This window comes from Leptospira sp. GIMC2001, assembly GCF_028462125.1.
GTDB lineage: Bacteria > Spirochaetota > Leptospiria > Leptospirales > Leptospiraceae.
The window spans coordinates 3,685,007-3,709,813 of the sequence record NZ_CP115468.1; the positions used below are offsets into that span (position 1 = coordinate 3,685,007).

The 24,807-nt window shown below is 36.0% G+C and carries 21 protein-coding genes; 17 read left to right on the top strand and 4 right to left on the bottom strand.

The genetic code is table 11. The annotated features are described in order from the left end of the window. The 16 genes from gltX to O4O04_RS18410 all read left to right on the top strand — a co-directional run bounded on the left by gltX (position 1) and on the right by O4O04_RS18410 (position 18,344). Positions 1 to 1,533 (top strand): glutamate--tRNA ligase, encoded by a 1,533-nt coding sequence (gene gltX / locus O4O04_RS18335; protein WP_272533300.1) that lies wholly within the window; start codon positions 1 to 3, stop codon positions 1,531 to 1,533. Between the two features lie 55 nt (positions 1,534 to 1,588). After that, positions 1,589 to 2,443 (top strand): pirin family protein, encoded by an 855-nt coding sequence (locus O4O04_RS18340; protein WP_272533301.1) that lies wholly within the window; start codon positions 1,589 to 1,591, stop codon positions 2,441 to 2,443. Between the two features lie 70 nt (positions 2,444 to 2,513). Beyond that, a complete protein-coding gene (locus O4O04_RS18345; RefSeq protein WP_272533303.1) occupies positions 2,514 to 2,969 on the top strand; it encodes an OsmC family protein in 456 nt (151 codons plus the stop codon). Between the two features lie 230 nt (positions 2,970 to 3,199). Then, positions 3,200 to 4,330: a DUF1577 domain-containing protein gene (locus tag O4O04_RS18350; protein WP_272533305.1), complete on the top strand. Its 1,131-nt coding sequence runs from the start codon at positions 3,200 to 3,202 to the stop codon at positions 4,328 to 4,330. Between the two features lie 157 nt (positions 4,331 to 4,487). Further along, entirely contained in the window at positions 4,488 to 5,087 is a 600-nt protein-coding gene (locus O4O04_RS18355; protein ID WP_442915914.1) for an ATP-binding protein, read from the top strand. A gap of 45 nt (positions 5,088 to 5,132) precedes the next feature. After that, positions 5,133 to 6,230 carry a glycosyltransferase gene (locus tag O4O04_RS18360; protein ID WP_272533306.1) on the top strand — a complete coding sequence of 366 codons (1,098 nt, stop codon included), beginning with the start codon at positions 5,133 to 5,135 and terminating at the stop codon, positions 6,228 to 6,230. A 19-nt stretch (positions 6,231 to 6,249) separates the two neighbouring features. After that, positions 6,250 to 9,072, top strand: a complete 2,823-nt coding sequence (gene polA, locus O4O04_RS18365) for a DNA polymerase I (RefSeq protein WP_272536144.1) — start codon at positions 6,250 to 6,252, stop codon at positions 9,070 to 9,072. 88 nt (positions 9,073 to 9,160) lie between these two features. Beyond that, positions 9,161 to 9,940 (top strand): GNAT family N-acetyltransferase, encoded by a 780-nt coding sequence (locus tag O4O04_RS18370; protein WP_272533309.1) that lies wholly within the window; start codon positions 9,161 to 9,163, stop codon positions 9,938 to 9,940. 3 nt (positions 9,941 to 9,943) lie between these two features. Beyond that, the gene (locus tag O4O04_RS18375) at positions 9,944 to 11,071 is read left to right on the top strand and encodes a hypothetical protein (RefSeq protein WP_272533311.1); all 1,128 of its coding nucleotides are present in this window, start codon (positions 9,944 to 9,946) and stop codon (positions 11,069 to 11,071) included. 128 nt (positions 11,072 to 11,199) lie between these two features. After that, positions 11,200 to 12,288, top strand: coding sequence for an AI-2E family transporter (locus O4O04_RS18380; RefSeq protein ID WP_272533313.1), 1,089 nt, complete (start codon positions 11,200 to 11,202; stop codon positions 12,286 to 12,288). A gap of 141 nt (positions 12,289 to 12,429) precedes the next feature. Beyond that, complete coding sequence (locus O4O04_RS18385) at positions 12,430 to 13,104, top strand: biliverdin-producing heme oxygenase (protein WP_272533315.1); 675 nt, start codon at positions 12,430 to 12,432, stop codon at positions 13,102 to 13,104. Between the two features lie 88 nt (positions 13,105 to 13,192). Then, positions 13,193 to 14,413: an MFS transporter gene (locus O4O04_RS18390; RefSeq protein ID WP_272533316.1), complete on the top strand. Its 1,221-nt coding sequence runs from the start codon at positions 13,193 to 13,195 to the stop codon at positions 14,411 to 14,413. Positions 14,414 to 14,529: 116 nt separating this feature from the next. Further along, on the top strand, positions 14,530 to 15,591 hold the full coding sequence (locus tag O4O04_RS18395; protein ID WP_442915974.1) for a sulfate ABC transporter substrate-binding protein: 1,062 nt from the start codon (positions 14,530 to 14,532) through the stop codon (positions 15,589 to 15,591). 27 nt (positions 15,592 to 15,618) lie between these two features. Beyond that, positions 15,619 to 16,446 carry a sulfate ABC transporter permease subunit CysT gene (cysT, locus tag O4O04_RS18400; RefSeq protein ID WP_272533318.1) on the top strand — a complete coding sequence of 276 codons (828 nt, stop codon included), beginning with the start codon at positions 15,619 to 15,621 and terminating at the stop codon, positions 16,444 to 16,446. Beyond that, a complete protein-coding gene (cysW, locus tag O4O04_RS18405; RefSeq protein ID WP_272533319.1) occupies positions 16,443 to 17,282 on the top strand; it encodes a sulfate ABC transporter permease subunit CysW in 840 nt (279 codons plus the stop codon). Before cysT ends, cysW begins: the two co-directional genes overlap by 4 nt. A gap of 21 nt (positions 17,283 to 17,303) precedes the next feature. Then, on the top strand, positions 17,304 to 18,344 hold the full coding sequence (locus O4O04_RS18410; protein ID WP_272533320.1) for a sulfate/molybdate ABC transporter ATP-binding protein: 1,041 nt from the start codon (positions 17,304 to 17,306) through the stop codon (positions 18,342 to 18,344). 3 nt (positions 18,345 to 18,347) lie between these two features. Here O4O04_RS18410 and O4O04_RS18415 read toward each other — a convergent pair whose 3' ends face one another. The 3 genes from O4O04_RS18415 to O4O04_RS18425 form a co-directional block, all read right to left on the bottom strand. Continuing rightward, on the bottom strand, positions 18,348 to 19,871 hold the full coding sequence (locus O4O04_RS18415) for an alginate export family protein (RefSeq protein ID WP_272533321.1): 1,524 nt from the start codon (positions 19,869 to 19,871) through the stop codon (positions 18,348 to 18,350). 170 nt (positions 19,872 to 20,041) lie between these two features. Then, positions 20,042 to 21,838 carry a methyl-accepting chemotaxis protein gene (locus O4O04_RS18420; RefSeq protein ID WP_272533323.1) on the bottom strand — a complete coding sequence of 599 codons (1,797 nt, stop codon included), beginning with the start codon at positions 21,836 to 21,838 and terminating at the stop codon, positions 20,042 to 20,044. A gap of 134 nt (positions 21,839 to 21,972) precedes the next feature. Beyond that, the gene (locus tag O4O04_RS18425) at positions 21,973 to 22,446 is read right to left on the bottom strand and encodes a GNAT family N-acetyltransferase (RefSeq protein ID WP_272533324.1); all 474 of its coding nucleotides are present in this window, start codon (positions 22,444 to 22,446) and stop codon (positions 21,973 to 21,975) included. A 116-nt stretch (positions 22,447 to 22,562) separates the two neighbouring features. On the opposite strand from O4O04_RS18425, the gene O4O04_RS18430 reads away from it, so the two are divergent. Continuing rightward, positions 22,563 to 23,045: a hypothetical protein gene (locus O4O04_RS18430; protein ID WP_272533326.1), complete on the top strand. Its 483-nt coding sequence runs from the start codon at positions 22,563 to 22,565 to the stop codon at positions 23,043 to 23,045. 75 nt (positions 23,046 to 23,120) lie between these two features. Here the strand turns inward: O4O04_RS18430 and O4O04_RS18435 are convergent, their stop codons facing one another. Next, the gene (locus tag O4O04_RS18435) at positions 23,121 to 24,428 is read right to left on the bottom strand and encodes an NHL repeat-containing protein (RefSeq protein ID WP_272533327.1); all 1,308 of its coding nucleotides are present in this window, start codon (positions 24,426 to 24,428) and stop codon (positions 23,121 to 23,123) included. Between the last annotated feature and the right edge of the window lie 379 nt (positions 24,429 to 24,807).

The window sequence follows — 24,807 nt, forward strand, 5'->3', positions numbered from 1 at the left end:
ATGGAAGTTAGAACTAGATTCGCCCCCTCACCTACCGGCTTTCTCCATGTCGGAGGAGCAAGAACTGCATTATTTAACTATCTTTATGCGAAAGCAAAAGGTGGAAAATTCATTCTTCGCATAGAAGATACAGATCGCGAAAGATCAACAGAAGAATCCTTTCATATAATCCTTCAATCTATCAAATGGCTTGGCATGAACTGGGATGAGGGTCCAGGAGTTGGTGGCGAATATGGTCCCTATACTCAATCAGAAAGATTGGATATTTACAAAAAGTACACGGATCAATTGCTTGCAGAGAACAAAGCCTATCGATGCTTCTGTACTTCCGAAGAATTGGAAGCGAAGAAGAAGCAAGCCGAAGCGATGGGAATTCCCTATATTTATGATGGGATGTATGCTAACCTGACAGATAAAGAGATTGAAGAGAAATTACAACAAGGTCTACCATTTGCAGTTCGTTTTCGCAATCCTAATAAAGATCTAATCGTTGAAGATGAGATCCAAGGCAAAGTAAAATTTGATACAAAATTGATCGGTGATTTTATCATTGTAAAGTCAGACGGATTTCCATCGTATAACTATGCTGTGGTGATTGATGACTATCTCATGAAAATTTCCCATGTGATTCGTGGAGTTGGACATTTATCCAATACTCCTCGCCAAGTGATCATTGGTGAAGCCTTTGGATTCCCCATTCCGAAATGGGCGCATGTCTCCGAAATTGTGGGCAGTGATGGCAAGAAATTATCAAAGCGAGCTGGAGCAACTTCCATCCTCGCTTTCAAAGACTTAGGATACCAATCAGAAGCTCTAGTGAATTATATGGCTCTTCTCGGATGGACCAATGCCGATGGAAGAGAGTATTTACCTGGCGAACTTGAATCTGTATTCGATATTGCAAGATGTTCAAAGTCACCTGCCATGTTCGATGTCTTCAAGAAAATGAGTGCCGAAGAAAAAGATGCCGTTGACTTCAATAAACTTAAGCCCCTTGAACTTGCAGAATATATGAATCCTAAATCCAAATTGAATTGGATTTCGAATAAGTACATTCGCGACACGGATATCCAAATCTTAGCAAAAGAGTTAATTCCTTTCATTCAAGATAATCCAAAAATCCCAGCTGATTTTAAGAACCCAACAAATCCAATATTGATTTCGATTTTAGATTCTATTCGTGTATATCTGGATAGACTTTCGCAAGCTCCTGGTTATGTGGAAGAATTCTTCGTTGATAAGCTAGAATTCGAAAACGATGATGCTAAGAATATGGCAAACGATGGTAAAGGAAAAGATGTAATTCTTGCTTTCAAAAATCAATTGATAGAAAAGAAACCAACGAAAGCTGAAGAATTCAAAGAAGCAATGAATCAGGCGGGAATTGCAACAGGAGAAAAAGGCAAAAACCTCTTTATGCCAATTAGGTCAGCAACAACAGGAAAATTGCATGGATTGGAATTGCCAGTTTTATTTGAATTATTGGGTGTTGATAAAATTTTGCAAAGAATCCAAGCAACAATGCAGCTTTAGTTCAACAATTCATTAACACTATCGAACAACGATTTATTCTAATTGTCTAAATCGTATGAAATTAATCCAATCTCAGGTCAAAAATTTAGGGGATGATTTTCTCGTTCGAAGGATTCTTCCATCTGTCGATGCCCGTCATGCTGGTCCTTTTGTTTTCGTAGATCATTTTGGTCCAACACCCATCCGCACTGGAGACGAACTTTCTGTACGATCCCATCCACATATCGGACTCGCTACAATATCCTATCTTTATAGCGGAACAATTCTTCATCGGGATAGTTTGGGAACAGAGGAATTGATTCGACCATTTGAGGTGAATTGGATGACTGCTGGCAATGGAATTGTTCATAGCGAAAGGTCACGAAAATCTGAAGGATCAGATAGCTTGGAAGGAATTCAGACCTGGGTTGCTCTTCCGAAAGAAGCAGAAGATATGGATCCAGAATTTTTCCACTATTCAGCCAATGAAATTCCAGAATTAAAAGGCGATAAATTCATATTGCGATTGTTAGCTGGCAATTTTCTAGGATTGCAATCGCCAGTCAAAGTGTACTCACCTCTATTTTACAGCGATCTGGAGGCAAAGGCTGGTGCAAAGATTGATTGGTCAGCACCTAAAGATTGGGAATCAGCTGTTTATCTAGCTCAAGGTTCCATGTCTTCCGGAGACAAAAAATTTAAAATAGGTGAGATGGCATTTTATCAACCAGGAGAATCTATAAACCTAGAATTTTCCGAAGACTCTCGATGTGTTGCACTCGGAGGGCTCCCCCATCCAGAACCAAGGCATCTCTATTGGAATTTTGTGTCATCATCTAAGGAAGCTATAGAAGATGCAAAAGTTCGCTGGTATGAAGATCGTTTTCCTAAAGTTCCCAATGAGACAGATCGTATTCCTCTCCCAGGCTAAGAACCAATCAGAAAAACCATTGCCAAAAGAAGACAATAAACTTAAGGTAGATACCTACGGGGGTATATAAATGTCAGAACATAAAATTCAACTTTCTTGGAAAAACCCAACAGGTAATATGGATTACGAAAGCTACGATAGAACTCATGCTATCGCGTTTAATGGTGGACAGAGTATTTTCTCATCATCGACCAAAGAAACTTTTGGGAATGAGCAGCATGCAAATCCTGAAGAATTACTGGCATCTGCACTCAGCAGTTGTCATATGCTGACTTTCCTTGCCGTTGCTTCCAAGAAGAAATTGATCGTATTGGATTATTCAGATGATGTAACAGCAATTCTAGAAAAGGGTGAATCTGGTAAAATGCAGGTAACAAAAATTTACCTCAAGCCAAGAGTCGCTTTTGTGGATTCAGTAAAAATATCCAATGAAGATTTAATCAAGCTACATGAAACGGCGCATCGAAATTGTTTCATCGCATCGTCCATCAAATCAGAAGTTGTGATTGATCCCGAGTTCAACTAATTGATGATTAATTCATGTATTATCTATATATGAATTAATCTAAGTTAATGCAATTTTCAAACAAAAACCTTCAAATGCTTAAAAAGCGACTCGATTGAATAGAATTATTCAGCTCAAGGAGTATTCAATCAAACTCGCGGAGTATTTTTTGGAAAAAAATTTCCAAGATATCTATTTATGAAATATTTTTCTTTACTAAAAAGTATATGCTCAGTATTCAATAGAGACTGATGGAATTCAAACAGGTTGAAGAACGCCCTCTTGATTATATAACTGAAGCTGCACAGAAAAACCATGTTCTCAATAAATACTTAAAAGATAAACAACTCGTTCTCAAAGAATATCCATTTGAGAAAACGATTACTGTTCTAAAAGTAAAGGATGATGGAAGTCAGATCGCAGTTAAGATAACTGATTTTAATGAATTTAGTTCTGGTCAATCCGCAATTTTTTATACAATACTAAACAAATATATCGAGATCGAATGTAAGATCGCCAAGATCCAAGAAGACAATACAATGATTCTTGTTGTCAATAAATTGGGTATCGCTAAGAAAAATCGTGACAACAATCGAATTCCTGGTAATGGCAATGTGCATGCATCCAAACTAGTTACGGCGAAGACAATTATCGACGCCAATATGTTTCAGATTCCGACATTAGTGAAAGTTGCTTTTGACGATTTCAAAGCTAAACTAAATGAAGAAGTATATGAGACTGTAAAAATAGATATTTTCAAACCTGACCTTCCTCGTCGATTTGCAGCTGTCAAGAAAACGATGAAGCCTCTTTTCATTGAGGATACTTCGGATAAAAGCAAATATTCAAATGATAACGAGAATCGTCTTTCCTATGGAAAAGACATAGATGAAGAAATAGAAACCGAAATCAAAAATTTTGCATCCGAGATGATCATCTCCGAGATGATTGTTCCAGTTATCTACGGCGAAACTGCAAAATTCCCAATTGGATATATTTTGATTCAGAATCGAGAGAAACCTCTTACAGAGAAGAATTTACTCGAGGTTCAATCCTTAGCCGAAAAGATGGTTCAACGCATACTGGAATCCAATACAATGCAAGTGAATGGCAAATTTCCCATCATTGACGCGAGCCCAACTGGAGTTCAATTGCAAGTAAACAATTTTGATCTGATGAAAATCCTTCCCAAGCAGAAACATTTTATTTTTGACATAACGTTCAAAATGCAACCTCCATTGACTGTGCTCGGAAACATTCGTTGGACTGCAAAGAAAAATGATGAAGAGCTGCTTTTAGGAGTTGAATTGGAAGGCAAATCGGATTTACCAGGTGAGCGTATGCGTTACATCCGCAATTTAGAAGAAATGCAAAAAGAATAGAGACGCCTTCGAACCGAGACATAAGCAATCTTTTGGAATTTATTTCCTAAAATTAAGGAAGCAATTCTTTCTCCAAAACCAGATTCAGAAAAATTAATCTTGCACCAATTAATTTCATATAATAAACTTGGTATTTGTAAGGTATTATTTAAGAATAATGGACGGTTCGATACCAACTCCTCTTCTACTGGAACCCGCTCCAGGCTCATACGCAATGTTCATACCTCCAGACATGTCTTGCGTGAAAGTTTTTCGCAAAGCCCTACGTCAATCCTTAGAATCTTATTCATTTTCTGATGAAGACATTATGCAAATTGAGCTAGCAGCTGATGAAGCTCTGACCAATTCTGTTTCTGCCAACGTTTGTTCCAATTCTGATGAAACGATAATCTGTCGCTGGATCATCCAAGATCTCAAAATAACGCTCTTCATTCTAGACTATGGCTGTGGATTCAGAATGGATGCAAAAAATGAGGATCCTAGCGAGTCTCAATCTCCTACAACAATGATTGGATTCCTAGAAAAAATCCGTAACCATCAATGCAATAAACCTGAAACCTTACCATTCAATGGTGTTCGAGTAGGACATAAAAATGTGGGAAAAGGACTGAAGATCATTCATTCGCTTATGGATTCCGTAAAAATCATGTTTCACGCTGACGGAGAAGTAATGGAAGATGGTGGAGCCAACTCCGAGAGAATTACAGGTTCAATTGTTGAACTCGAATACAGCGGCAAGAAAAGAAACGTTTCATAAGCTTTTTTACTTTCTGATATTTCCAAGAACACATTCATTGGATTTGTGATCCTTCATCTCAATACATCTCATGAGTGGCGTGGTGGTGAGAACCAAGTACTCAATCTTGCAATCGGCCTATCCAAAAGAAATATTCAACAAATCATTGTAGCTCAACCAAAATCGCCACTTGCCTTGAAAGCTTCCGAAGCAGGTATTGAAGTCATCGAACTCAGTATGCGAGGTGAGTTTGATATTTCTGCAATTTGGAATATTAGAAAAATTATTTCGTCTAGAAAAGTACAAATTGTCCACACACATACGGCACATGCTCATTCATTAGCATTCTTTGCTAAAAGAAAAAAAGACAATTGGAAATTAATTGTTGCTAGACGAGTCGATTTTCGAATGAGTAAGAATTTTTTCTCGAAATGGAAATTCACATCTAAAAAAATCGATCTAGTAATTGGAGTTTCACACCAGATTAAAAAGTATTTAATCGAAGATGGAGTAAGCCCGTCGAAGGTGATGGCAATTCATAGCGGAATTGATATTTCAAAATTCAAAAAACTGCCATCCGCAGAACCAATTAGAAAAGAATTAAAAATAAATAAGAAAACAGTGACAATTGGAATTGTTGCCGCACTGGTTGATCACAAAGATCATGAAACATTTCTGCATGCAATAGCAAAGATTCAAACAAACTCAGACTTTGTTGCATTGATTCTCGGAGAAGGAAAACTGGAAGCCAAACTTAAACAGCTGGCAAATGATTTAAAAATCACATCACTGGTTCAATTTTTGGGTTTCCAAGATAATATATATGAATTTTACAAATTATTTGATATTTTCACATTGACCTCGAAAGAAGAGGGTTTGGGAACCTCTATTCTAGATGCCATGGCTTGCGGAATTCCGGTTGTTGCAACAAGAGCAGGTGGAATACCGGAAATGGTAATTCCCGATGATGGAGGATTCCTGTGTGACATCGGCGATAGCGAATCCCTTGCAGAAAAATATAAATTATTGATCGAAGACTCAGCTCTTCGTAATCGAATGGGAGAATGGAACCGCGATTGGGTTCATAAATTTTCTAATGATTATATGGTAAAAAAAACTATTCAGGTTTACTTTTCCTTTCTAGGTAATTCTCTTTATATATAAGCATATGGCGAAAAAGAAAATTAAAAGACTGATGATCATTGATGGGCATGCATTCGCGTTCAGATCGTATTTTGCATTTGCCGCATCCAATCTTACTAATTCAAAAACTGGCTTACCAAGTGGCGCAGTTTTTGGATTTTTTAGAATGCTATTTAAACTTCTTCAAGACTATGATGTCACTCATATAGCTTGTACTTTTGATCCAGGAACAAGACTCGATCGCAATGACTTATTCGAAAATTATAAAGCTACTCGCAAACCAATGCCGGAAGATTTGCGACCTCAGATTCGTGAGATCATTGATATATTGAATGTATTGGAGTTCCCAGTCTTCAAGATTGATGGCAAAGAAGCAGATGATATCATTGGAACTCTTTGTAAAAAATTTGAAAAAGAATCCGAAGAAATTATAGTTCTATCTGGTGATAAAGATTTATACCAAGTTTTAAGCAAAAATGTTCATATGCTAAGAGGTAAGAAAGGAGTTAGTGAATTCCTAAAAATCGATCCCGAATGGGTAGAAACAGAAATCGGAATCACAACCAAACAAGTAACAGACTATATGGCTATACTTGGAGATTCCTCTGATAACATTCCAGGAGTCAAGGGAATCGGAGAGAAAGGTGCCTCCAAACTTATTGCCGAATATGGTAACCTTGAAAATATCTATAAAAATATTAATAAAATATCCAATGCTTCTATAAAACAAAAGCTAGAAGAAAATAAAGAGAATGCATTTCTATCACGTAAACTGGCAACTATAGAATGCGACCTGGATTTAAAAATAGATGAATCCCATCTAACTCTACCTAATTACTTAGAAGAAAAAAAAGTCTACCACTTCAAGCAAGAAGGATACAATACATTATTTAGAGATCTAGCAAAGCTTGCTGGAATCAAAGTAACGACAGAAAAATCAGAAGATTCTAGCGATAAGAAATCTAGCTCCAAAACTAAAAAAGCATCCGAATCGAAATCAAACCCCAATTTGAATGATCAAGGAAAACCAGAAAAGATTACTGGCGAAGCCAAAAAAGGAAAATACATTCGAGTTCGAACCCTTGATGAACTCAAAGCTCTGATTAAGACCATAAAAAAAGGAACGATACTATCAATCGATACAGAAACAACCTCTGTGAATCCCAATAGTGCTTCTCTACTTGGTATATCGTTCTCTTGGCAAGAGGAAACTGGTTATTATATTCCAGTTGCTTACTCCGAATCCTTGTATTCACTTACCTTACCCAAAGCAGAAGCAGTCTTAGAAATATTAAGACCCATTTTGCAAGATCCAAAAATTCAAAAGATTGGACAAAATATAAAATACGATTGGATCGTTCTTCAACGCCATGGTGTTGAGATGGAGGGAATTGAATTCGATACAATGATTGCATCTTATCTTCTTAATCCAGGTTACCGAAGACATAATTTGGATGATATGGCATTGGATTATCTTGGCTATCAAACAATCACCTATGAAGAATTAGTTGGAAAAGGCAAAAAGAAACAAGCTCTATTTGAAATTGATCCAGATAAAGTTACAGAATACGCGGGTGAAGATGCAGATATCACCTTGCGGCTTAGAAATATTTTAGAACCGAAAATTCAAAAATCGCAAATGGATAAAGTTTATTTCGACTTGGAAATGCCTTTAGTAAGAGTTCTAAAGGATATTGAGATGAACGGAGTCAGCATCGATCTTCCGTATTTTGCTAAGCTCGAAAAAGATTTTGAAAAGAAAATTAAAAGTTTAGAGAAACGAATTCATGTTCATGCTGGAAAAGAATTCAATATCGCTTCAACTAAAGAATTGCAGGTAGTCCTTTTTGAAGAATTGAGACTTCCAGCAGAAAAGAAAATCCAAACTGGTTATTCGACCGATCACTCAGTACTTGAGACACTTCAAGGTATGCATCCAATTATAGAAGATCTACTAGAGCATAGAAAATATACTAAACTCAAATCTACCTACATAGATACTTTACCACATTTGGTGAATCCTATTACAGGAAAAATTCATACATCATATAACCAAACCATTGCGGCAACTGGAAGATTATCTTCCCAGGATCCTAATCTTCAAAATATTCCAATTAAGGATGAAGAAGGCCGATGGCTACGAAAAGGTTTTATCACTCCCGAAAAAGATTATGAAATGTTAAGTCTCGATTATTCTCAAATTGAGTTAAGAATCATGGCTCATTTTTCCAAAGATCCAATGATGATTGAGGCTTATAGTAAAGGACTAGATATTCACAGACGAACCGCAAGTGGTCTTTTCGGAATTGATGAGAAAGATGTCACATCAGAAATGCGAGATAAGGCAAAAATTGTAAATTTCTCAATAATTTATGGAGCATCCAGTTTTGGACTTGCTCAGAATTTAAAAATTTCTAGGACAGAAGCAAAACAATTCAAAGACAGATACTTCGAGCAATATACTGGAGTTCGCAAATATATGGATGAGACCATAGAATTTTGCAAGAAGAATGGTTATGTCGAAACTCTAATTGGTCGTAGGCGATACATTCCAGAAATAAATTCTTCTCATAGGCAAGTTGCAGAAGGTGCTAAGAGAGTTGCAATCAACAGTCCAATCCAAGGCACGTCGGCAGATATGATAAAAGTCGCAATGATCCAAATTCATGAAAAGATTAAAAAAGATAATCTCAAATCCCGAATCATAATGCAGGTTCATGATGAATTGGTTTTCGAAGTTCATAAAAAAGAAAAAGATTCCTTTTTTACAATGGCAAAGAGCGTAATGGAAAAGGCGATGCCTCTAAATGTCCCAGTTCTAGTTGATGGCAAGATAGGAAAGAATTGGGACGAAGCGCATTAAATTTCACATTCCCGTAATATTCATGTAACATTAATCCCTTAATAATGAATGTATATAGAGAAAATTAAAACTCTAAGGGACACAAGATATGAGCATACAATCTTTACAACCTACGAAAAAAGCGGAAAAAAAACTAACCGTTCGAATCGCTGAAAACCAACTTGAAATCGAAAGGGCTTTAGCCCTACGATATGAAGTTTTCAATCTGGAACTTGGCGAAGGACTACCACAATCAGCATCAACTAGAAAAGACAGAGATGAGTACGATTTGTACTGTGATCATCTAATCGTTCTAGATGAGAATCAAGAAAGCAAAATTGTTGGAACATATAGAATTTTGAAACGAAGTGTTGCAATTGAGAATATTGGATTCTATTCCGAGACAGAATTTGATATCAACAATATCTATAATTTGGATGAAGAAGTAGCCGAGATTGGTCGTTCTTGTGTGCATCCATCCTATCGCGATGGCTCTGTGATCACAATGTTATGGGCAGGTCTTGCTGATTATATGATGACTCAGAACGTTCGCTACTTAATGGGATGCGGTTCAATTCATTCTACCGATCCTCAGATGGCATCTGAAGCATACGCTTTCCTAAAAGCAAAAGACGCAATTGCTGATGAAAAATTTAGAGTATATCCTAACCCAGGTTATGCTATAAAAAATTTAAATGAAAACCTAGAAATTGATGATTTAAAAGCTTTGACCAAAACCATACCACCACTCATAAAAGGTTATATCAGAGTTGGATCAAAAATTTGCGGAGCGCCAGCTCTTGATTCAGTTTTCGGCACAACAGATGTATTTATTTTGTTCGATCGAAACCAAATCACAGAAAAATATGGCAAACATTACGATCTCTAGAAAATGAAAGAAACTGTAGAAATAGATTATCAACATCCGAGTTATCGTGACCAGATTCGATTTTATCTGGTCACTGTTTTCATAACTCTAGTTATTGTTGCCGGCTATTTCTTAGGACTCCCACCTTACTATTTAGGATGGATTGCGTTTGCAACTGCAACTTTTTCAGTGGCTGGCAATGATGCCGTTCAAACAGTCGGAACCTTTTTCGAAAGTAAAAAATCAATTGATTGGGTTCCAAAACTCATTGTTCTAGGTGGACTATTATTTATTGTTCATCTTATTGGTTGGTATCGCGATGCAGGTCAGATCCATTTCCAAAGATTGGATCGATTTCCTGAAACAACTCATTTCAATCTAATTCAACTCTTAGCTCCAGTGATACTAGTAGTAATCACTCGCATGAAAGCACCGGTATCAACTACTTTTCTCGTATTAGGACTGTTCGGTGGACAGAATATCGATAAAATGCTCACCAAGTCATTTTTGGGCTATGGTATTGCTTTCTTCGCTGCAATCATCATCTGGGCAATACTTGCGAAATTGGATCCACATGAATACGAAGAAGATCATCTTCCAGATCCAGTCTCAGAACGCCGCTGGTCCAATCTTCAATGGCTATCAACAATTTATTTATGGATAGCTTGGTTACTTCAGGATACTGCAAATATCGCAGTTTACTTACCACGTAGATTGAACTGGATCGAATTGGTAATCGCACTTGGAATTCTAGTTTTTGCTCTGGCTGTCATCATTCGAACCAATGGCGGAACAATTCAAGAAGTTGTTTCTGAGAAATCGGATATCAAATGGGCAAAAGCTGCAACGATTGTGGATTTAGTATATGGAACTATATTATTTGTCTTCCAAAGCCTCAGCAATCTTCCGATGTCTACAACCTGGGTTTTTCTAGGCTTATTAGCTGGCAGAGAAATTATACTGAACATTTTGACCTACAGAGATCTTCCCTATCTAGATACTTTTCGAAAAGTTGGAAAAGATGTGATTCTTGCTTCCCTTGGGATTGCTGTAAGCATAGGAATTTATCTTCTTTCTACAATTATCTATCCAGAAAGTAATTCTCAGAAATTCGAATTTTTCAAAAAAGACTCACCAATTAGTCTCCAGTAATAAACAACATTATTCCAAAACAAATCTCCAATCAAACATTTCAATATTTCTTTTTTAGCTAATTCCTTTGCATAGGTTCGATAAGAATATTCTTGATTCAAATAATTGGTTTGAATTAAACTTGTAATATGAAGAAAGAACCTAATGAACTTTTTAAATATGAAACCTACTCATTCATATTATTGTTGATTGCAATTATATTTTTGATTGTTTATATGATCTGGGACTTTTTCACTCCACTAATATTCGCAGGTATAGTCGGAGGAACTTTTTATCCTCTACTTAATTTTATTCTAAGAAAAACCAAATTTTCAAGAACTATTGCTTCATTGATTGTTTGTAGTATTATAATTGTAATTTTATTTATACCGACTGTTTATGTTGTAGTACGCTTATCGAAAGAGATTCTAAATTTCTATCAATCTACTCGTGAACTAGTTACGGAAGAAAACTTGAATATGATTTTTTTTGGTAACCATAGTTTTGCAATTCTCGTGAATCGTGTTTTTGATTTCCTAAATCTTGACTATAGCTTGAAGGCCATAGAGAATCTAATTCTCTCAGTTGTAAAATCTGCAAGCGGGTTCTTTTTTGAAAAACTCAATGCAATAGTTGGTAACTTTTTTTCGTTCCTATTTCAATTCATTCTTATGCTTCTTGGAATATTTGTGATTCTGCAGGAAGGTCCGAGAATCAAAGAATTTATGCTCAATCTTTCTCCCATTCGCAATGAAGACGAAGAACTAATCATCCAACAGTTCAATCGAATGAATTATGTGACTTTAGTTTTTAATGGTATAGGAGGTCTTATACAAGGTTTGCTTGCAGCCATTGGATTCTGGATTGTTGGAATTCAATCTTTGTTGTTATGGACAGTATTAATGATCATTCTTGCGTTTATTCCGTTGTTAGGAATTTCAATAATTTATGTACCAGCAACTATTTATCTTTTGATAGTTGGAAAAATCTGGCAGGCTGTATTCCTATTTGTATATTGTACTTTGATTGCCCTGATTACTGAGAATTGGTTTAAGCCTGCTTTCGTTGGAAAACATATCGAAATGAACTCTTATCTTGTTTTCTTCAGCATAATCACTGGAATGAGTGTTTTTGGAATGGCTGGAATATTCTATGGACCACTTGTTGCATCTCTCTTTCTAACTTTAGCAAGATTATATATTATAAAGTACGAAAGATATTTCCGAAAAACAGAATGAAACTTTTCTAGATAATGCACTAAGTTTAAAATTCTGCATTCCTGAACAAAATACAACTATGTTCATTTGTCACAGTTTTGTCAGTAATAAGATTGATTCTCAAGATCGCTGAAATAATTTGACTCCAGAGGAAAAATTTTTATGAGCTTAGCTTTAAAATTAAGAGAAGGAACATCACAAAACCACAACGAAGCGGAATCTGCAGGGTTTATTCGCTGCTTTATGAAAGGAATTCTTGAAAAACTGACCTATACGAGTCATTTAGAGAGTTTCTATTTTGTCTATCAAACGTTGGAAGAAGAATTAAACCGCCATAAAACGCATCCAATCGTGTCAAAAATTTATTTCCCAGAATTATATAGAACATCTCAGATTGAGAAGGATCTGAATTTCTTCCTAGGGAATGATTGGAAATCCAAAATCAAAATTACTTCTGCAACTCAAAATTATGTAAATAATATTAAAAATATCTCGAATAACTCTCCTGAGTTATTGATCGCTCATTCTTATGTACGTTATCTAGGTGATCTAAGTGGTGGACAGATTCTAAAAAAAGTTGCAGCTCGTGCTTTGCAGTTGGACGGAGCGGGTTTGGATTTTTATGAATTTCCAGAAATTCCTTCACCTAATGAATTTAAAAAAGTTTATCGTGAAACTCTCGATAGTTTAGATCTCTCTGAGGATCAGCAAAATCAAATAGTTTTAGAATCTAGAAAGGTCTTCGACTTGAATAAAGAAATTTTTCTTGAGCTAGAGGATGATTTAATTCGAAATATTGGAAGAGAGAAATACGATTCGGTACAAAAGGCTTCGTAAAAAAGTCCAATAACTAATGATAGTTATGGAATCAATCATTTCCAAAAACAAGAAAGTTAAATTATTCCATCGAGACTAAAAAGATAAGATGAAAAAATCAAAGTTACCTATTCTTCTTCTAAGTCTCGTATTTTTTGCAATGCTTCCTGTAACGATGGTTGTTCCCGTGATGAAAGAAATTATCAAGGACAATCTGAGTGCAGGAAATGTTGCAGTTGCATTGTTTACAAGTGTATCTATGCTTGGATCTTTCATATTCTCACCTATCGCTGGATTGATTTCCGATAAATTGGGAGATCGCAGAACTATTATTGCAATAGCTTGTTTTGTAGATGCTTTCTTATTTCTTTTAATAACTTTTGTACAAGATATAAATGTTCTTATGTTTGTTAGATTTATGGAAGGTGGAACACATATTTTTGTAATCGGATTGCTTCTTGCGAGTGTATCCGATTTGGAGAATAATCCGAATTCATCATTTTATAAACAAGGTCGATTGATGGGAATTGCGGGAATGTTCCTATCCTTAGGTGCTGCGATAGGCATGCCAATTGGTATTTTAGGTAAATCGAATCCGATGATTCCTTTTTACGCTGGATCATTCTTGCTTTTTAGTATTGGCATTGTTAGCTTATCTTTTCTACGCGACAATATTCACTCTGGGCAAAAGGAATTTAGATTAGCAGACCTATCTAAATCTATACAATTAAATCCTTATTTGCTTGTACCTTTTGCATTTCACTTTATTGATCGTTTTACCGTTGGTTTTCTTGTGAGTTCTTTCAATATATATTTAAGAGAGAACTTGTCCTTTCATCCTGGAAAAGCAGGCGCTTATCTTAGCCTTGTGCTTCTACCCATGAGCATACTTTCCTACCCATCTGCTATCCTATCGCGCAAGTACGGATTGTTACCTTTAGTACTCGGTGGATCTTTTATGTATGGTGGATTTTTATCTGCTACCGGTTGGACAGACGATCCTGTATTACTTTTTATCTATTTGATGTTGGCGGGAATTGGAGCCGGGGTCATGTATGTACCTTCGATGATACTCGCATCAAGAATGTCTCCGAACGGACTGAACGGAACGGTAATGAGTGCTTTTACAGGACTAGGATCACTCGGTTTTATGTGTGGTCCAATCTGCTCAGTTTATTTGGAAAAATTTTATTATCAAATTTTTGCAAGTGAACAAGCATTTCCAGCACTTTCCACAAGTTTTGGACTTTTGGAAATATGCCTTGTCCTCTGTACAATTCCGTTTTTGTACCGAATCAATCGCTACCTTTCTAAAGAAAATACTGGATAAAAGTAGAAATTTTCTTTACAGGACAGCCATCTAGTAAAGAATTGCGGATATTGTCCAATAAAACAGAACTTAATTCTGTCTTATTGGTAAGAAGTGACAAAATGAAAAATCGCTGTATGCCACACAATCCGCTCAGATTTACGAGAGTATTTTCTTTTGCAATCGTATTGGCTGTTTTTATTGGTCACTCTTTTATCCATTGCAAAGGTTCATCCGAAGAAAAAATCGATTTTCTAAATGTCTCCTTTGATCCAACTCGCGAAATGTACGAAGAAATCAATCGTGAATTCGAAAAAGAATGGAATCAGAAGAGCACGAAAAGAATTAATTTCCAACAATCCCACGGTGGTTCAGGTAAACAAGCAAGAGGAGTGATCGATGGGCTCAAAGCGGATGTCGTTACTTTAGCTCTATCCTACGATATAGATTCAATTGCAGAGCGCTCAGGATTTATCGATAAGGATTGGGCGAATTCTTATCCTAATCATTCTACGCCTTACTACTCGACCATAGTTTTATTGGTCAGAGCTGGAAATCCGAAGCAAATTTTTGATTGGAATGATGTAGTACGAGATTCCATTTCAGTTATTACTCCAAATCCAAAAACATCCGGTGGTGCCAGATGGAATTATTTGGCTGCTTGGGCCTATGCAAAAAATATTTATAAAGATAGAGAAGAAGATAAAATCAGATTCATCCAAGCTCTATACAAAAATACTTCTGTCCTTGATGCTGGTGCAAGAGGATCCACTTCAACCTTTGTTCAAAGAGGTATAGGTGATGTTCTCCTAGCTTGGGAGAACGAAGCTTTACTTGCAATTGAAGAATCTAAACGCAAAAATGGTGGACAAGCCAAATTTGAAATAGTCTATCCGAGTATTAGTATATTAGCAGAAACTCCAGTCGCCGCTGTGAACAAAATCAATGAGAAAAAAGGAACAACTGAAGTAGCAGCAGATTATATTAAATTTATTTATTCGAAGCAAGGTCAAGAAATAGCAGCAAAGCATTTCTTTCGCCCTTTTGATAATGAAATACTAAAATTATATTCTACAATTTTCAAGCCAATTAAGCTTGTAAATATCCGTGACTTAGAGGGCAGCTGGAAAGACGCTCAAAAGAAACATTTTGCTGAGGGAGGAATTTTTGATCAAATTTATTCCGATAAAAAGTTCTAAACTTTTGGAATCTGTTCAATTTTTTTTATGAGATTTACATATCGTCCTTATACCAAAACTAGTTTTGGATTATCATTAGGAATTGTAGTTTTTTACTTAAGCATACTAGTTGTTATTCCTCTTTTCGGTTTATTCTATCAAACTTTTAAATTAAGTTGGAATGACCTTTCATCAATTTATACAGATCCAAGGATTCAATCAGCCTTATATTTAAGCTTTGGGACAGGTGCTGTTGCTGCAATTTTAAATTTAGTTATCGGTTTTGTATTCGCATGGGTTTTGGTACGCTATGAATTTCCGGGAAAGAAATTGATAGATTCGTTAATCGACTTACCTTTTATGTTACCTACTGCCGTTGCAGGAATATCGCTAACATCAATATATGCAAAAAATGGTTGGATTGGACAATTTTTAGAGCCTATAGGAATACAAGTAGCATACACTCCGATCGGTATCATCATCGCTCTAGTTTTTATAGGATTCCCCTTCGTAGTAAGAACCGTACAACCTGTTATTGAAGGACTTCCGAAAGAATTGGAAGAAAGTTCTTTCTGTCTTGGTGCAAATAGATTTCAGACTTTTTATAAAGTAATTTTGCCTGAGTTATGGCCTTCGATTCTCGCAGGCACCAGTATGGCATTTGCTCGTGGAATTGGTGAGTATGGTTCGGTTGTATTCATATCCGGCAATATTCCTGGCAAAACAGAAATCTTACCATTATTAATAGTAACTAAACTAGAACAATATGAATATTCAAAAGCCACAGGAATCGCAATTTTAATGTTAGTATTATCATTTGGAATAATGTTTTCGATCAACTATCTTCAGAACAAGGCAGCGAGGAAATTAGGTTGAACAGAACAGAATCCAGATGGATCAAATACAGTCTCGTTGGTATTGTTTATTTCCTTTCAAGTATCATTCTTTTTTTACCTTTGATTAATGTTTTTACTGAAGCCTTTGCAGATGGAGTTAGTGCTTACATAAAAGGGATTAGCGCTAGTGAGACCATAACAGCACTTTGGTTATCGATTAAAGTAGCAGCTATATCCGTTCCGATCAATACTGTTTTCGGAATCATAGCAGCTTTCCTCTTGACTCGATTTACATTCGTTGGTAAGAATATACTAATGACAATCATTGATTCACCTTTTGCTGTATCTCCGGTCATATCGGGATTGATTTTCCTTCTTATATTTGGAAAGCAAGGTTGGATGAGTTCAACAATGGAAAGCTTGAATCTTGAAATAGTTTTTAATACACCTGGGTTGATTATTGCAACCTGCTTTATCACACTTCCTTTTGTTGTGCGAGAATTGATTCCTCTGATGGAATCACAAGGTAAGGAAGAGGAAGAAGCTGGCTTATTACTTGGCGCCTCTATGCTGCAGACATTTATAAAAATTATAGTACCGAATATAAAATGGGGATTGGTCTACGGGATCATACTTTGCAATGCAAGAGCAATGGGCGAATTCGGAGCGGTTTCGGTTTTATCAGGACATATTCGGGGCAAAACCAATACTTTACCATTAGAAGTAGAAATGATGTACAATGAGTACAATTCGGTTGGAGCATTTTCCGCTGCTTCTCTGCTGGTTTTTCTATCACTTGGAACACTCATTATAAAATTTTTTCTGGAAAAGAAAATTCAGATTGAGTCACCGAATAACAAAGAGTTAACTAAATAAACTAGAAAATGAGTCTTTAAAATGCCAATTCAAATCAAAAATCTTAATAAAAGTTTTGGAAATATTCAAGTATTGCATGATATAAACTTAGAAATTCCTGATGGTAATTTGGTGGCTCTCCTTGGACCATCAGGTTCAGGAAAGACAACACTTCTAAGAATGATTGCTGGGTTGGATTCACCTGATACCGGGGAAATTATTTTCCCAGAGAATGCAAAAACTGAAAAAGACAAAAAAGTGGGATTCGTATTCCAACATTATGCTCTATTTAGGCATATGAGTATATTCGATAATATAGCTTTTGGTTTGAATGTAAGACCCCGGTCGGAACGACCAACCAAATCAGAAATTAAAGAAAAGGTACTTCAGCTCTTAAAGCTCATTCAGCTAGAAAATTTTCATGATCGATATCCTTTTGAATTATCAGGTGGACAGAGACAGAGAGTTGCACTTGCAAGAGCTCTTGCTATTGAACCAAAATTTTTATTATTAGATGAGCCATTTGGAGCCTTAGATGCAAAAGTTCGAAAAGAACTTCGAAATTGGCTACGTCGCTTGCATGACGAAATTCACATAACAAGCGTTTTTGTAACTCATGACCAGGATGAAGCTCTTGAAGTTAGCGATCGAATTGTCATCCTCCATAATGGACGAATCGAGCAAATTGGAACTCCTGATGAAGTTTATAACAGTCCAAAGTCACCATTTGTTTTTAACTTTCTAGGCGATGTAAATCTTTTCCATGGAAGAATTCAGGATGGAGACAATCGCAGTGATACTGAAAATTCAGAAGATGGAGCAGATCCTAAATCAGTAGCTTATGTTCGACCTTACGATGTAGAGATCGTTCGTTCACAAGAATCCGGAATACCAGCCGAGATTAGACATATCCATTCAACTGGACGAAATGTACGTGTCGAACTCAAACGACAAGATACAGGTTTCTTGGTTGAAAGTGTCATAGATCGCGATACTTACAAAGAACTGAATCTATTACCGGGCGAGATAGTCTACCTTCGAATTAGAAAAGCTCAAGTTTATACAGAAGATTTCTCAATTTAATTTTTAGAATGCACTGAGTGACATTTCTATATAGGCAAAATGAGAATCTTTTTCGCGACCGCTTGTCTCAAGCGTAAACTCATTTGGTTTGAAGAAAGCATAACCGATTGTAGTATTCAATTTATTATTTATTTTGTATCGCATTCTTATATTGTATTCTTCACCAATAGCTATTCCACTTTGTCCAGATTCATCTCTTAACCTAGCATTATTCCACCGATCCGTGTTGCTCGCTAAATAATACCAAACATATGCTGTATCAATTCGTAAATCTTTAATTGGAGAAAATTCAATCACAATTTTTGGATTACTTAGGTTCTCCATTTGAAAATAATCATTACTAGACCAAGGTCTTGCAAAACCATACAACCTTTCGAATCGATTATTGACTTTATCATATGGGTCTCGATCCCCACTTGCAAATCCATAAAAAAATCCAAGTCTTGGCTTCCATGAAAAATTGAAAGTATATCCAGAATCGAAGGTAAACGCATAAGCTAAATGAGCTTGGCCTTTCTCTATATCATTGATACCAAATTGATAGATCGCAGATATATCATAGTCAAAGCCAGTTTTTCCAATTAATCCATATCCCCTAATGCCTGTTGTATGGATTTCTCTACCAACTCGCTTCGTTTCTTCAAAATTAAATTTAGTTAGTGAATATTTTTTTTCATTGAGCCTAGATTGCACAAGTCCAATATAAAAAGGTTGAATGGTTATTATATCGCTCCAAGCCTGAATGCTTCCAAGCAGTCCATATAGATATAAATTCCTGACTGGTTTGTCAACTTTATCAATAATAATTTCAAGAGGTGATAGAGCTAAAACATCGAGATTCCAGTCATTTTCTTCTTTACCAAGACTCATTCTTAATCCTTGGAAAGTGTTCGTTGTATTCCTCCAAGCGTTCCTTGCCAATAGACGTCTATCCAAAAATTCAAACGCCATTCGACCTGCACGGATTGATAGTGGTCGATTCTTGCCTAGAGCATCAGGATAATATAACTCAAAAAAACTTTGAATAGGTTCAATCTGATTGAAGTCACGTGTATCTCGTTCAAATTTTCCTTGAATTCTCTGGGCATCTTCGATCTCTAAAGCAAAACGAAAAGGATCAAATTTTTCTTTTACACCGACATAACCTCTCGTCCGTAATAATAATGGTCGGTCTATCAATTCTTTGTTTCTTCGAAAATCATTCTCTCGATATTCATATCGGGTTCTGTAATCCAACCCCATCTCCAACCAATCAACATCTTCTAAACCAGGAATTCCAGTTTGGCTTCCAAGCTTAACATATTCATCAGGTTGCGGAACTCTCTTCGTTCCATAACTACGTGGATTAACATAATAATTTTTTGACTTATTATCTTCTCCTGCATTGATTTCTGACTTAGTATTCTCGGGTTTGATTTGTTCAGTCGATTCTGCAAATAAAGGAAACAATATATTTACAAATAAAAGTACAACAATGAAAACTTTTTCATTTTGCAGGAATCGGACTTTGGTAACTGAAAACTGCACTAAACTTCTCCATGTGTTCTAATTGAATTGGAAAGTAGCCCGATCTAAATTCGAACAAAATACTGTCTTAATGGATAATAATTCCAATATAGCAGATAATACAAGTATAAAATCTGCTATAACTGAATAATATTCGTTATTTTGATCAATATCGATTGAAATTTCTTATTCTAGGCTTGGAAAGTTCTTAGATTCGAATCCAAGCTTTCTGTGATTCCATTGATATCTTTTGATAGATTTTGCATTTTCTTAAAAGATTCATCGATCTTGGAATTGATTTCTGTAATATCAGAAAGTGAGGAATTGATTTCTTCTGACATTTTCCATTGATCCACAATATTTGAAGAAATAATATTGGCGTTTGAACTCAATTCCTCAACTGTAATTTTTAAATCTTGGACATTGATTGAACTCTTAGTACTACCTTTTGCAATTTTCTGAATATCCTCAGAGATATTTTTTAGATCATTCATGGAACTCAACATTGTTTCTTGTATTTGCTTCATTGCATCCAAACTTTCCTTTGATGCTCGCTGAGAATCTTTTACTACTTGTTTTATGCTATCAATGTTCTCCCGTGTTTTATCCGCCAAACGAGAAACTTCGCCAGCAACGACAGCGAAACCTCGGCCATATTCACCAGCGCGGGCAGCTTCAATAGAAGCATTGAGTGAGAGAAGATTTATCTGATCGGATATCTCTTCAACTATTGAGACAGTCATCCGAATATTCTCATTACTTTTAGCAAGTTCAGTTACCTTTGCAAGTGCATGGTTTACAATATTCTGTCCTTCCAGTGAAAAGTCATATGATGCTGAAGTTGAATCAACTAATCGATCAGCCTCTTTAGATAAATCATCCATATTTGATGTTATCGAATTCAAAGAAGTGTTCAGATAAGAAGTTTTCTCAGACTGAATATTCACTCTATCAAGAATCGAACTAGATAGTCTATTGATAGAATTTATTGATTCTTCAATATTGATTAAGCTATCTTTTTCTATCTGTATCTCTTTGACGAACAATTCATTATCATGTCCGAGCGTTAAAGAATGTTCTTTTAATTTAGAGGATTCAATATGAACTAATTTGAAAAAATTTCCTAATTTTTCTATGAATTTATTTAAATTTTGATTCGTTAGATTTAGATTCGTTGTGGAAATATTGGGAACTTTTACTCCGAGATTCCCTTGGCCAATTTCATGGATTGATTGATTGATATTCTCAATATCCTTATTTAGAGAATTGCTACCAACGTAAGATGTGTAAGCAATTATCAGAGCCATCATAGCTAGGATTAAGGGCAACTGAATCGCGAGATTAGGAAGTTGAATTAATTTCTGGTAAAAAGCGACTAAATAATATCCTAATGTCATAATTGGAAGTAGGCTTACTGCAATCTGAGTATAGAGATTTCTCTTAGCATGTGAGAATAATTTAATATCAGATATATTAAATATAGTATTAGCAAGTTCTTTCCTATTCAGAACAGGTATTAATTGAATTTCAGTCTGATAGTAAAAAGATAGGTAGAGAATTGGAGAAAGCATAAAACATCCATAAATTAACGGAAGGAATTCCTTGAAGCTCAAATCGAATGCAGGTATTGCAATTGTTACAAAAACTAAAATCGCAAAATTCCATCGAAGCAGAATTAATCTTCCTTCCCATGATGGATGGTTTAGTAGCTGTTTCTTTATTGATTTGTAATCGTAAGAATCTTTTTCATTCAGAAATTTAAGAATAGGATTCAATTTTCTATGCCTAATATAGGTTCCTATAGCAAGTGGAATTGCAGATGCTAGAGTTCCCCATGCTCCGATAGTAAATAATCGCATTCCTTCCAGTTCACTTGCGACAATAGCAAAATTAATAAAATAAGGAAAACTAAGTAAATAAAGAGGTAACTCATTCATTATGAGCAACTGATTGAGAATCTTTTTTGAGTGCAATTTGTCCGAAGCCATAAGCTACCTCCCAGGTAGACTAAGGCATTCAATAATTAATTTCTATCATTTTTTATAGTCGCAACTAATAAAATTCAATAACGATAACTCAGTGTTAATTCGATCTGATCGATTATCTGAATCTTTATAATCCATCAAGTCCAGAAGTTATCTAGATCATCACCACTCAATCGGCAAATTCGCCAATCAGGTAAGATCTTAGCGCCCATCGATTTATAGAATCTTATTGCAGGTTCATTCCAGTCCAATACAGACCATTCAAATCGCCCAGCACCTATTTCTTTCCCACGCTGAGCCACAGCAGATAGAAGAGATTTTCCAATTCCTTTTTTTCTATGATGGGGGAGGACATATAGATCCTCAAGATAGATCCCAGGTTTTGTTAGAAATGTAGAGTAGTTGTAAAAAAATAATGCGTATCCGACAACTTCAGATTTGAGTTCTGCAACGATTGCTTGTAGATATGGCTTAGTACCAAAGAGATGTTCCTCTAAATCCTTTACATTTCCTTTGAATTCATGAGACAATCTTTCAAAATCTGCGAGCTCTTGAATGAGCGAAAAAATTCGTTCGACATCCCCTCTTTTCGCGGGTCTGGTTTCAATCATAATATACCATTTTGTATATGTTGATTCTAAGTGAAGGAAATTTTTTGATAAAGTAAATATATATAGGGTAAATCCCCCTATTGTTTTATTGATCTGAGAATGATAATATTTTGACAATGATAAGGACTTGGCTGAATCTCCTAAGTATTGGATTGATATTAGCCAATTGTCAGAAAACTGATTTCAATACTGATTTTCCACCACCGGATGAGGGTGTAAAAATCGGAGCCATCTATCCCAGTTCTATTGGAGGAATTGATCCGAAGTTTGAATTTTTGCCTGACAACGATGATAAGAAAATTTTCGGTCATCGTGCGAAGTATGGAGATTATGCAGAGATTCAATCCATCGAAACAAAAGACACAGCGATACTTGATCAGTTTTTTGAATCGAAAATTTTAGAGAATTATTTCAAAGGTGATTTCAAAACGAAAGCCTCAGGAAAATTCAACAATAATTGGATTGGACGCGGAACATTGAAGGATGGAACCAGAGTGTATGCCTGGTCGAATAAGAATTGGATTTATTTAATTAAAGCAAAAGATGAAGGAGCCTTCCGAGAGGTCATCCGGGGCTTTCCCTTCATATCAGAAGATTGATGGTATCTTATTAGTTTCCAACCTAAGGATACGGACGACCAACACCTAACTCCCCCCGGCGACGGGGGGCTTTTTTTAAAATTTATTAATATAACTAGATTCAACGGTAGATTTGCAGAAACTGCTATTGGATTTTGGATCTACTATTATCGCATTACTTGCGTTATCCGAAATTCCATAGAACTTACCATTCGGTGCAAGGACTGCACCTTGCCACTTTGTGCCTCCAACCAAACCCGAAATGCTAGTTGTATCTGCTGTGTTGGATTCTGGATCAACAATAAGTACAGATTGACTGCTAGTAGGAATCGAATAGATTTTTCCATTCGGAGCCAGACCTCCACCAGACCATTTTTGACCAGCACCTAATCCAGAGATAGAAGTCGTATCGGTAGTATTGTTAGCAGGATCTACAATCAACACATGATCTGCTCCAAACGGCATTCCATATATCTTACCATTGGGTGCAAGCACTGCTCCTCCCCACTTAGTTCCTCCTACTCCAAGATCGGTTATTGAAGCTGTATCTGCTGTGTTGGATTCGGGATCTATGATCAATACACTATTCGAATCATAAGGCATGGCATAAATCTTCCCATTTGGTGCAAGAACTCCGCTCCTCCACTTAGTTCCTCCTACTCCAAGACCTGTAATTGATGCTCGATCAGCGGTATTATTCGTTGGATCTATTATAAGTACGTCATCACTATTCTGAGGAATTCCGTAAATCTTCCCATTCGGTGCGAGAACTCCCCCTGCCCACTTTGAAAAACCTGTTAAACCGGTTATGGATGCTGTATCTGCCGTATTTGTTTCTGGATCAATGATCAATACAATACCAGAATTGAAAGGAATTCCATATATCTTACCATTAGGAGCGAGAACTCCTCCGATCCACTTAAACGTACCAGTAAGTCCTGTGATCGAAGAGGTATCTGCTGTATTATTAGTTGGATCTATAATCAAGACGCTGTTTGATTCAAACGGAATTCCATAAATCTTACCATTGGGCGCAAGAACTCCACCGGCCCAAGCTGCTCCAACAAAAAGACCCACTATGGATGTTGTGTCCGCTGTTGGAGTCCCAGAAGATCCGAGACTTGCTCGCGCATTCAATTCATCGAAAAATGTCTGAACACTACCTGGCTGTATTGTGTCAAAGGAATCTTGGATGCTGCAGACAAATGCTTCCTCGGGAACCGATTCTGTCGTTGGCTTAGGTATCTGAACTCCACAATGGGGAGAAGTTTCACCAATGATAGATTTTGCAATCAGAGTATCAAGAAAAGATGGATTTTCAAGATCACAAGGATATTCCAGATCGGATGGAATACAATTCCAAATATGCAAAAATATGATATTAAGTAGGATCAAATACTTCATAGCATCAGTATATTCTATTTATTATATATACTAACAATCTAATTTTGTAAAGAAATTTCAAACTCAATTTTTGAAGAATTTGAATTTTTCTTTTTTTGCTTAAAATAGATGATCTAATTCAAATTCATGTTTTGTCCAAATATGCATGATTTTCGAGCCTGGTCGAAAGTGATTTTGACGGGCAATTCAGCTGTGGCTACCATCCTCTCAATCTCAATCAGTTTAGCAGAGAGAATGCTAAAATTTAATCATTCTGTTACGTAAAACAAAACCTTAATTGTCAATTTTTCTAGGATTTTGTTCATATTCAAAATTTAGAGAGATTCTAATTTCCGGCGCACTTACATTTTCTATAAGCACATGGCTTTTCATTTTAACC

Bases quoted from the DNA above. Each gene is read 5' to 3' on its own strand.
- O4O04_RS18340 (WP_272533301.1), top strand. From the start codon at position 1,589: ATGAAATTAATCCAATCTCAGGTCAAAAATTTAGGGGATGATTTTCTC.
- O4O04_RS18390 (WP_272533316.1), top strand. From the start codon at position 13,193: ATGAAAAAATCAAAGTTACCTATTCTTCTTCTAAGTCTCGTATTTTTT.
- O4O04_RS18385 (WP_272533315.1), top strand. From the start codon at position 12,430: ATGAGCTTAGCTTTAAAATTAAGAGAAGGAACATCACAAAACCACAAC.
- O4O04_RS18350 (WP_272533305.1), top strand. From the start codon at position 3,200: ATGGAATTCAAACAGGTTGAAGAACGCCCTCTTGATTATATAACTGAA.
- O4O04_RS18425 (WP_272533324.1), bottom strand. From the start codon at position 22,446: ATGATTGAAACCAGACCCGCGAAAAGAGGGGATGTCGAACGAATTTTT.
- O4O04_RS18435 (WP_272533327.1), bottom strand. From the start codon at position 24,428: ATGAAGTATTTGATCCTACTTAATATCATATTTTTGCATATTTGGAAT.
- O4O04_RS18370 (WP_272533309.1), top strand. From the start codon at position 9,161: ATGAGCATACAATCTTTACAACCTACGAAAAAAGCGGAAAAAAAACTA.
- gltX (WP_272533300.1), top strand. From the start codon at position 1: ATGGAAGTTAGAACTAGATTCGCCCCCTCACCTACCGGCTTTCTCCAT.
- O4O04_RS18420 (WP_272533323.1), bottom strand. From the start codon at position 21,838: ATGGCTTCGGACAAATTGCACTCAAAAAAGATTCTCAATCAGTTGCTC.
- O4O04_RS18355 (WP_442915914.1), top strand. From the start codon at position 4,488: ATGGACGGTTCGATACCAACTCCTCTTCTACTGGAACCCGCTCCAGGC.
- O4O04_RS18375 (WP_272533311.1), top strand. From the start codon at position 9,944: ATGAAAGAAACTGTAGAAATAGATTATCAACATCCGAGTTATCGTGAC.
- O4O04_RS18380 (WP_272533313.1), top strand. From the start codon at position 11,200: ATGAAGAAAGAACCTAATGAACTTTTTAAATATGAAACCTACTCATTC.
- cysT (WP_272533318.1), top strand. From the start codon at position 15,619: ATGAGATTTACATATCGTCCTTATACCAAAACTAGTTTTGGATTATCA.
- O4O04_RS18345 (WP_272533303.1), top strand. From the start codon at position 2,514: ATGTCAGAACATAAAATTCAACTTTCTTGGAAAAACCCAACAGGTAAT.
- O4O04_RS18430 (WP_272533326.1), top strand. From the start codon at position 22,563: ATGATAAGGACTTGGCTGAATCTCCTAAGTATTGGATTGATATTAGCC.
- O4O04_RS18410 (WP_272533320.1), top strand. From the start codon at position 17,304: ATGCCAATTCAAATCAAAAATCTTAATAAAAGTTTTGGAAATATTCAA.
- O4O04_RS18395 (WP_442915974.1), top strand. From the start codon at position 14,530: ATGCCACACAATCCGCTCAGATTTACGAGAGTATTTTCTTTTGCAATC.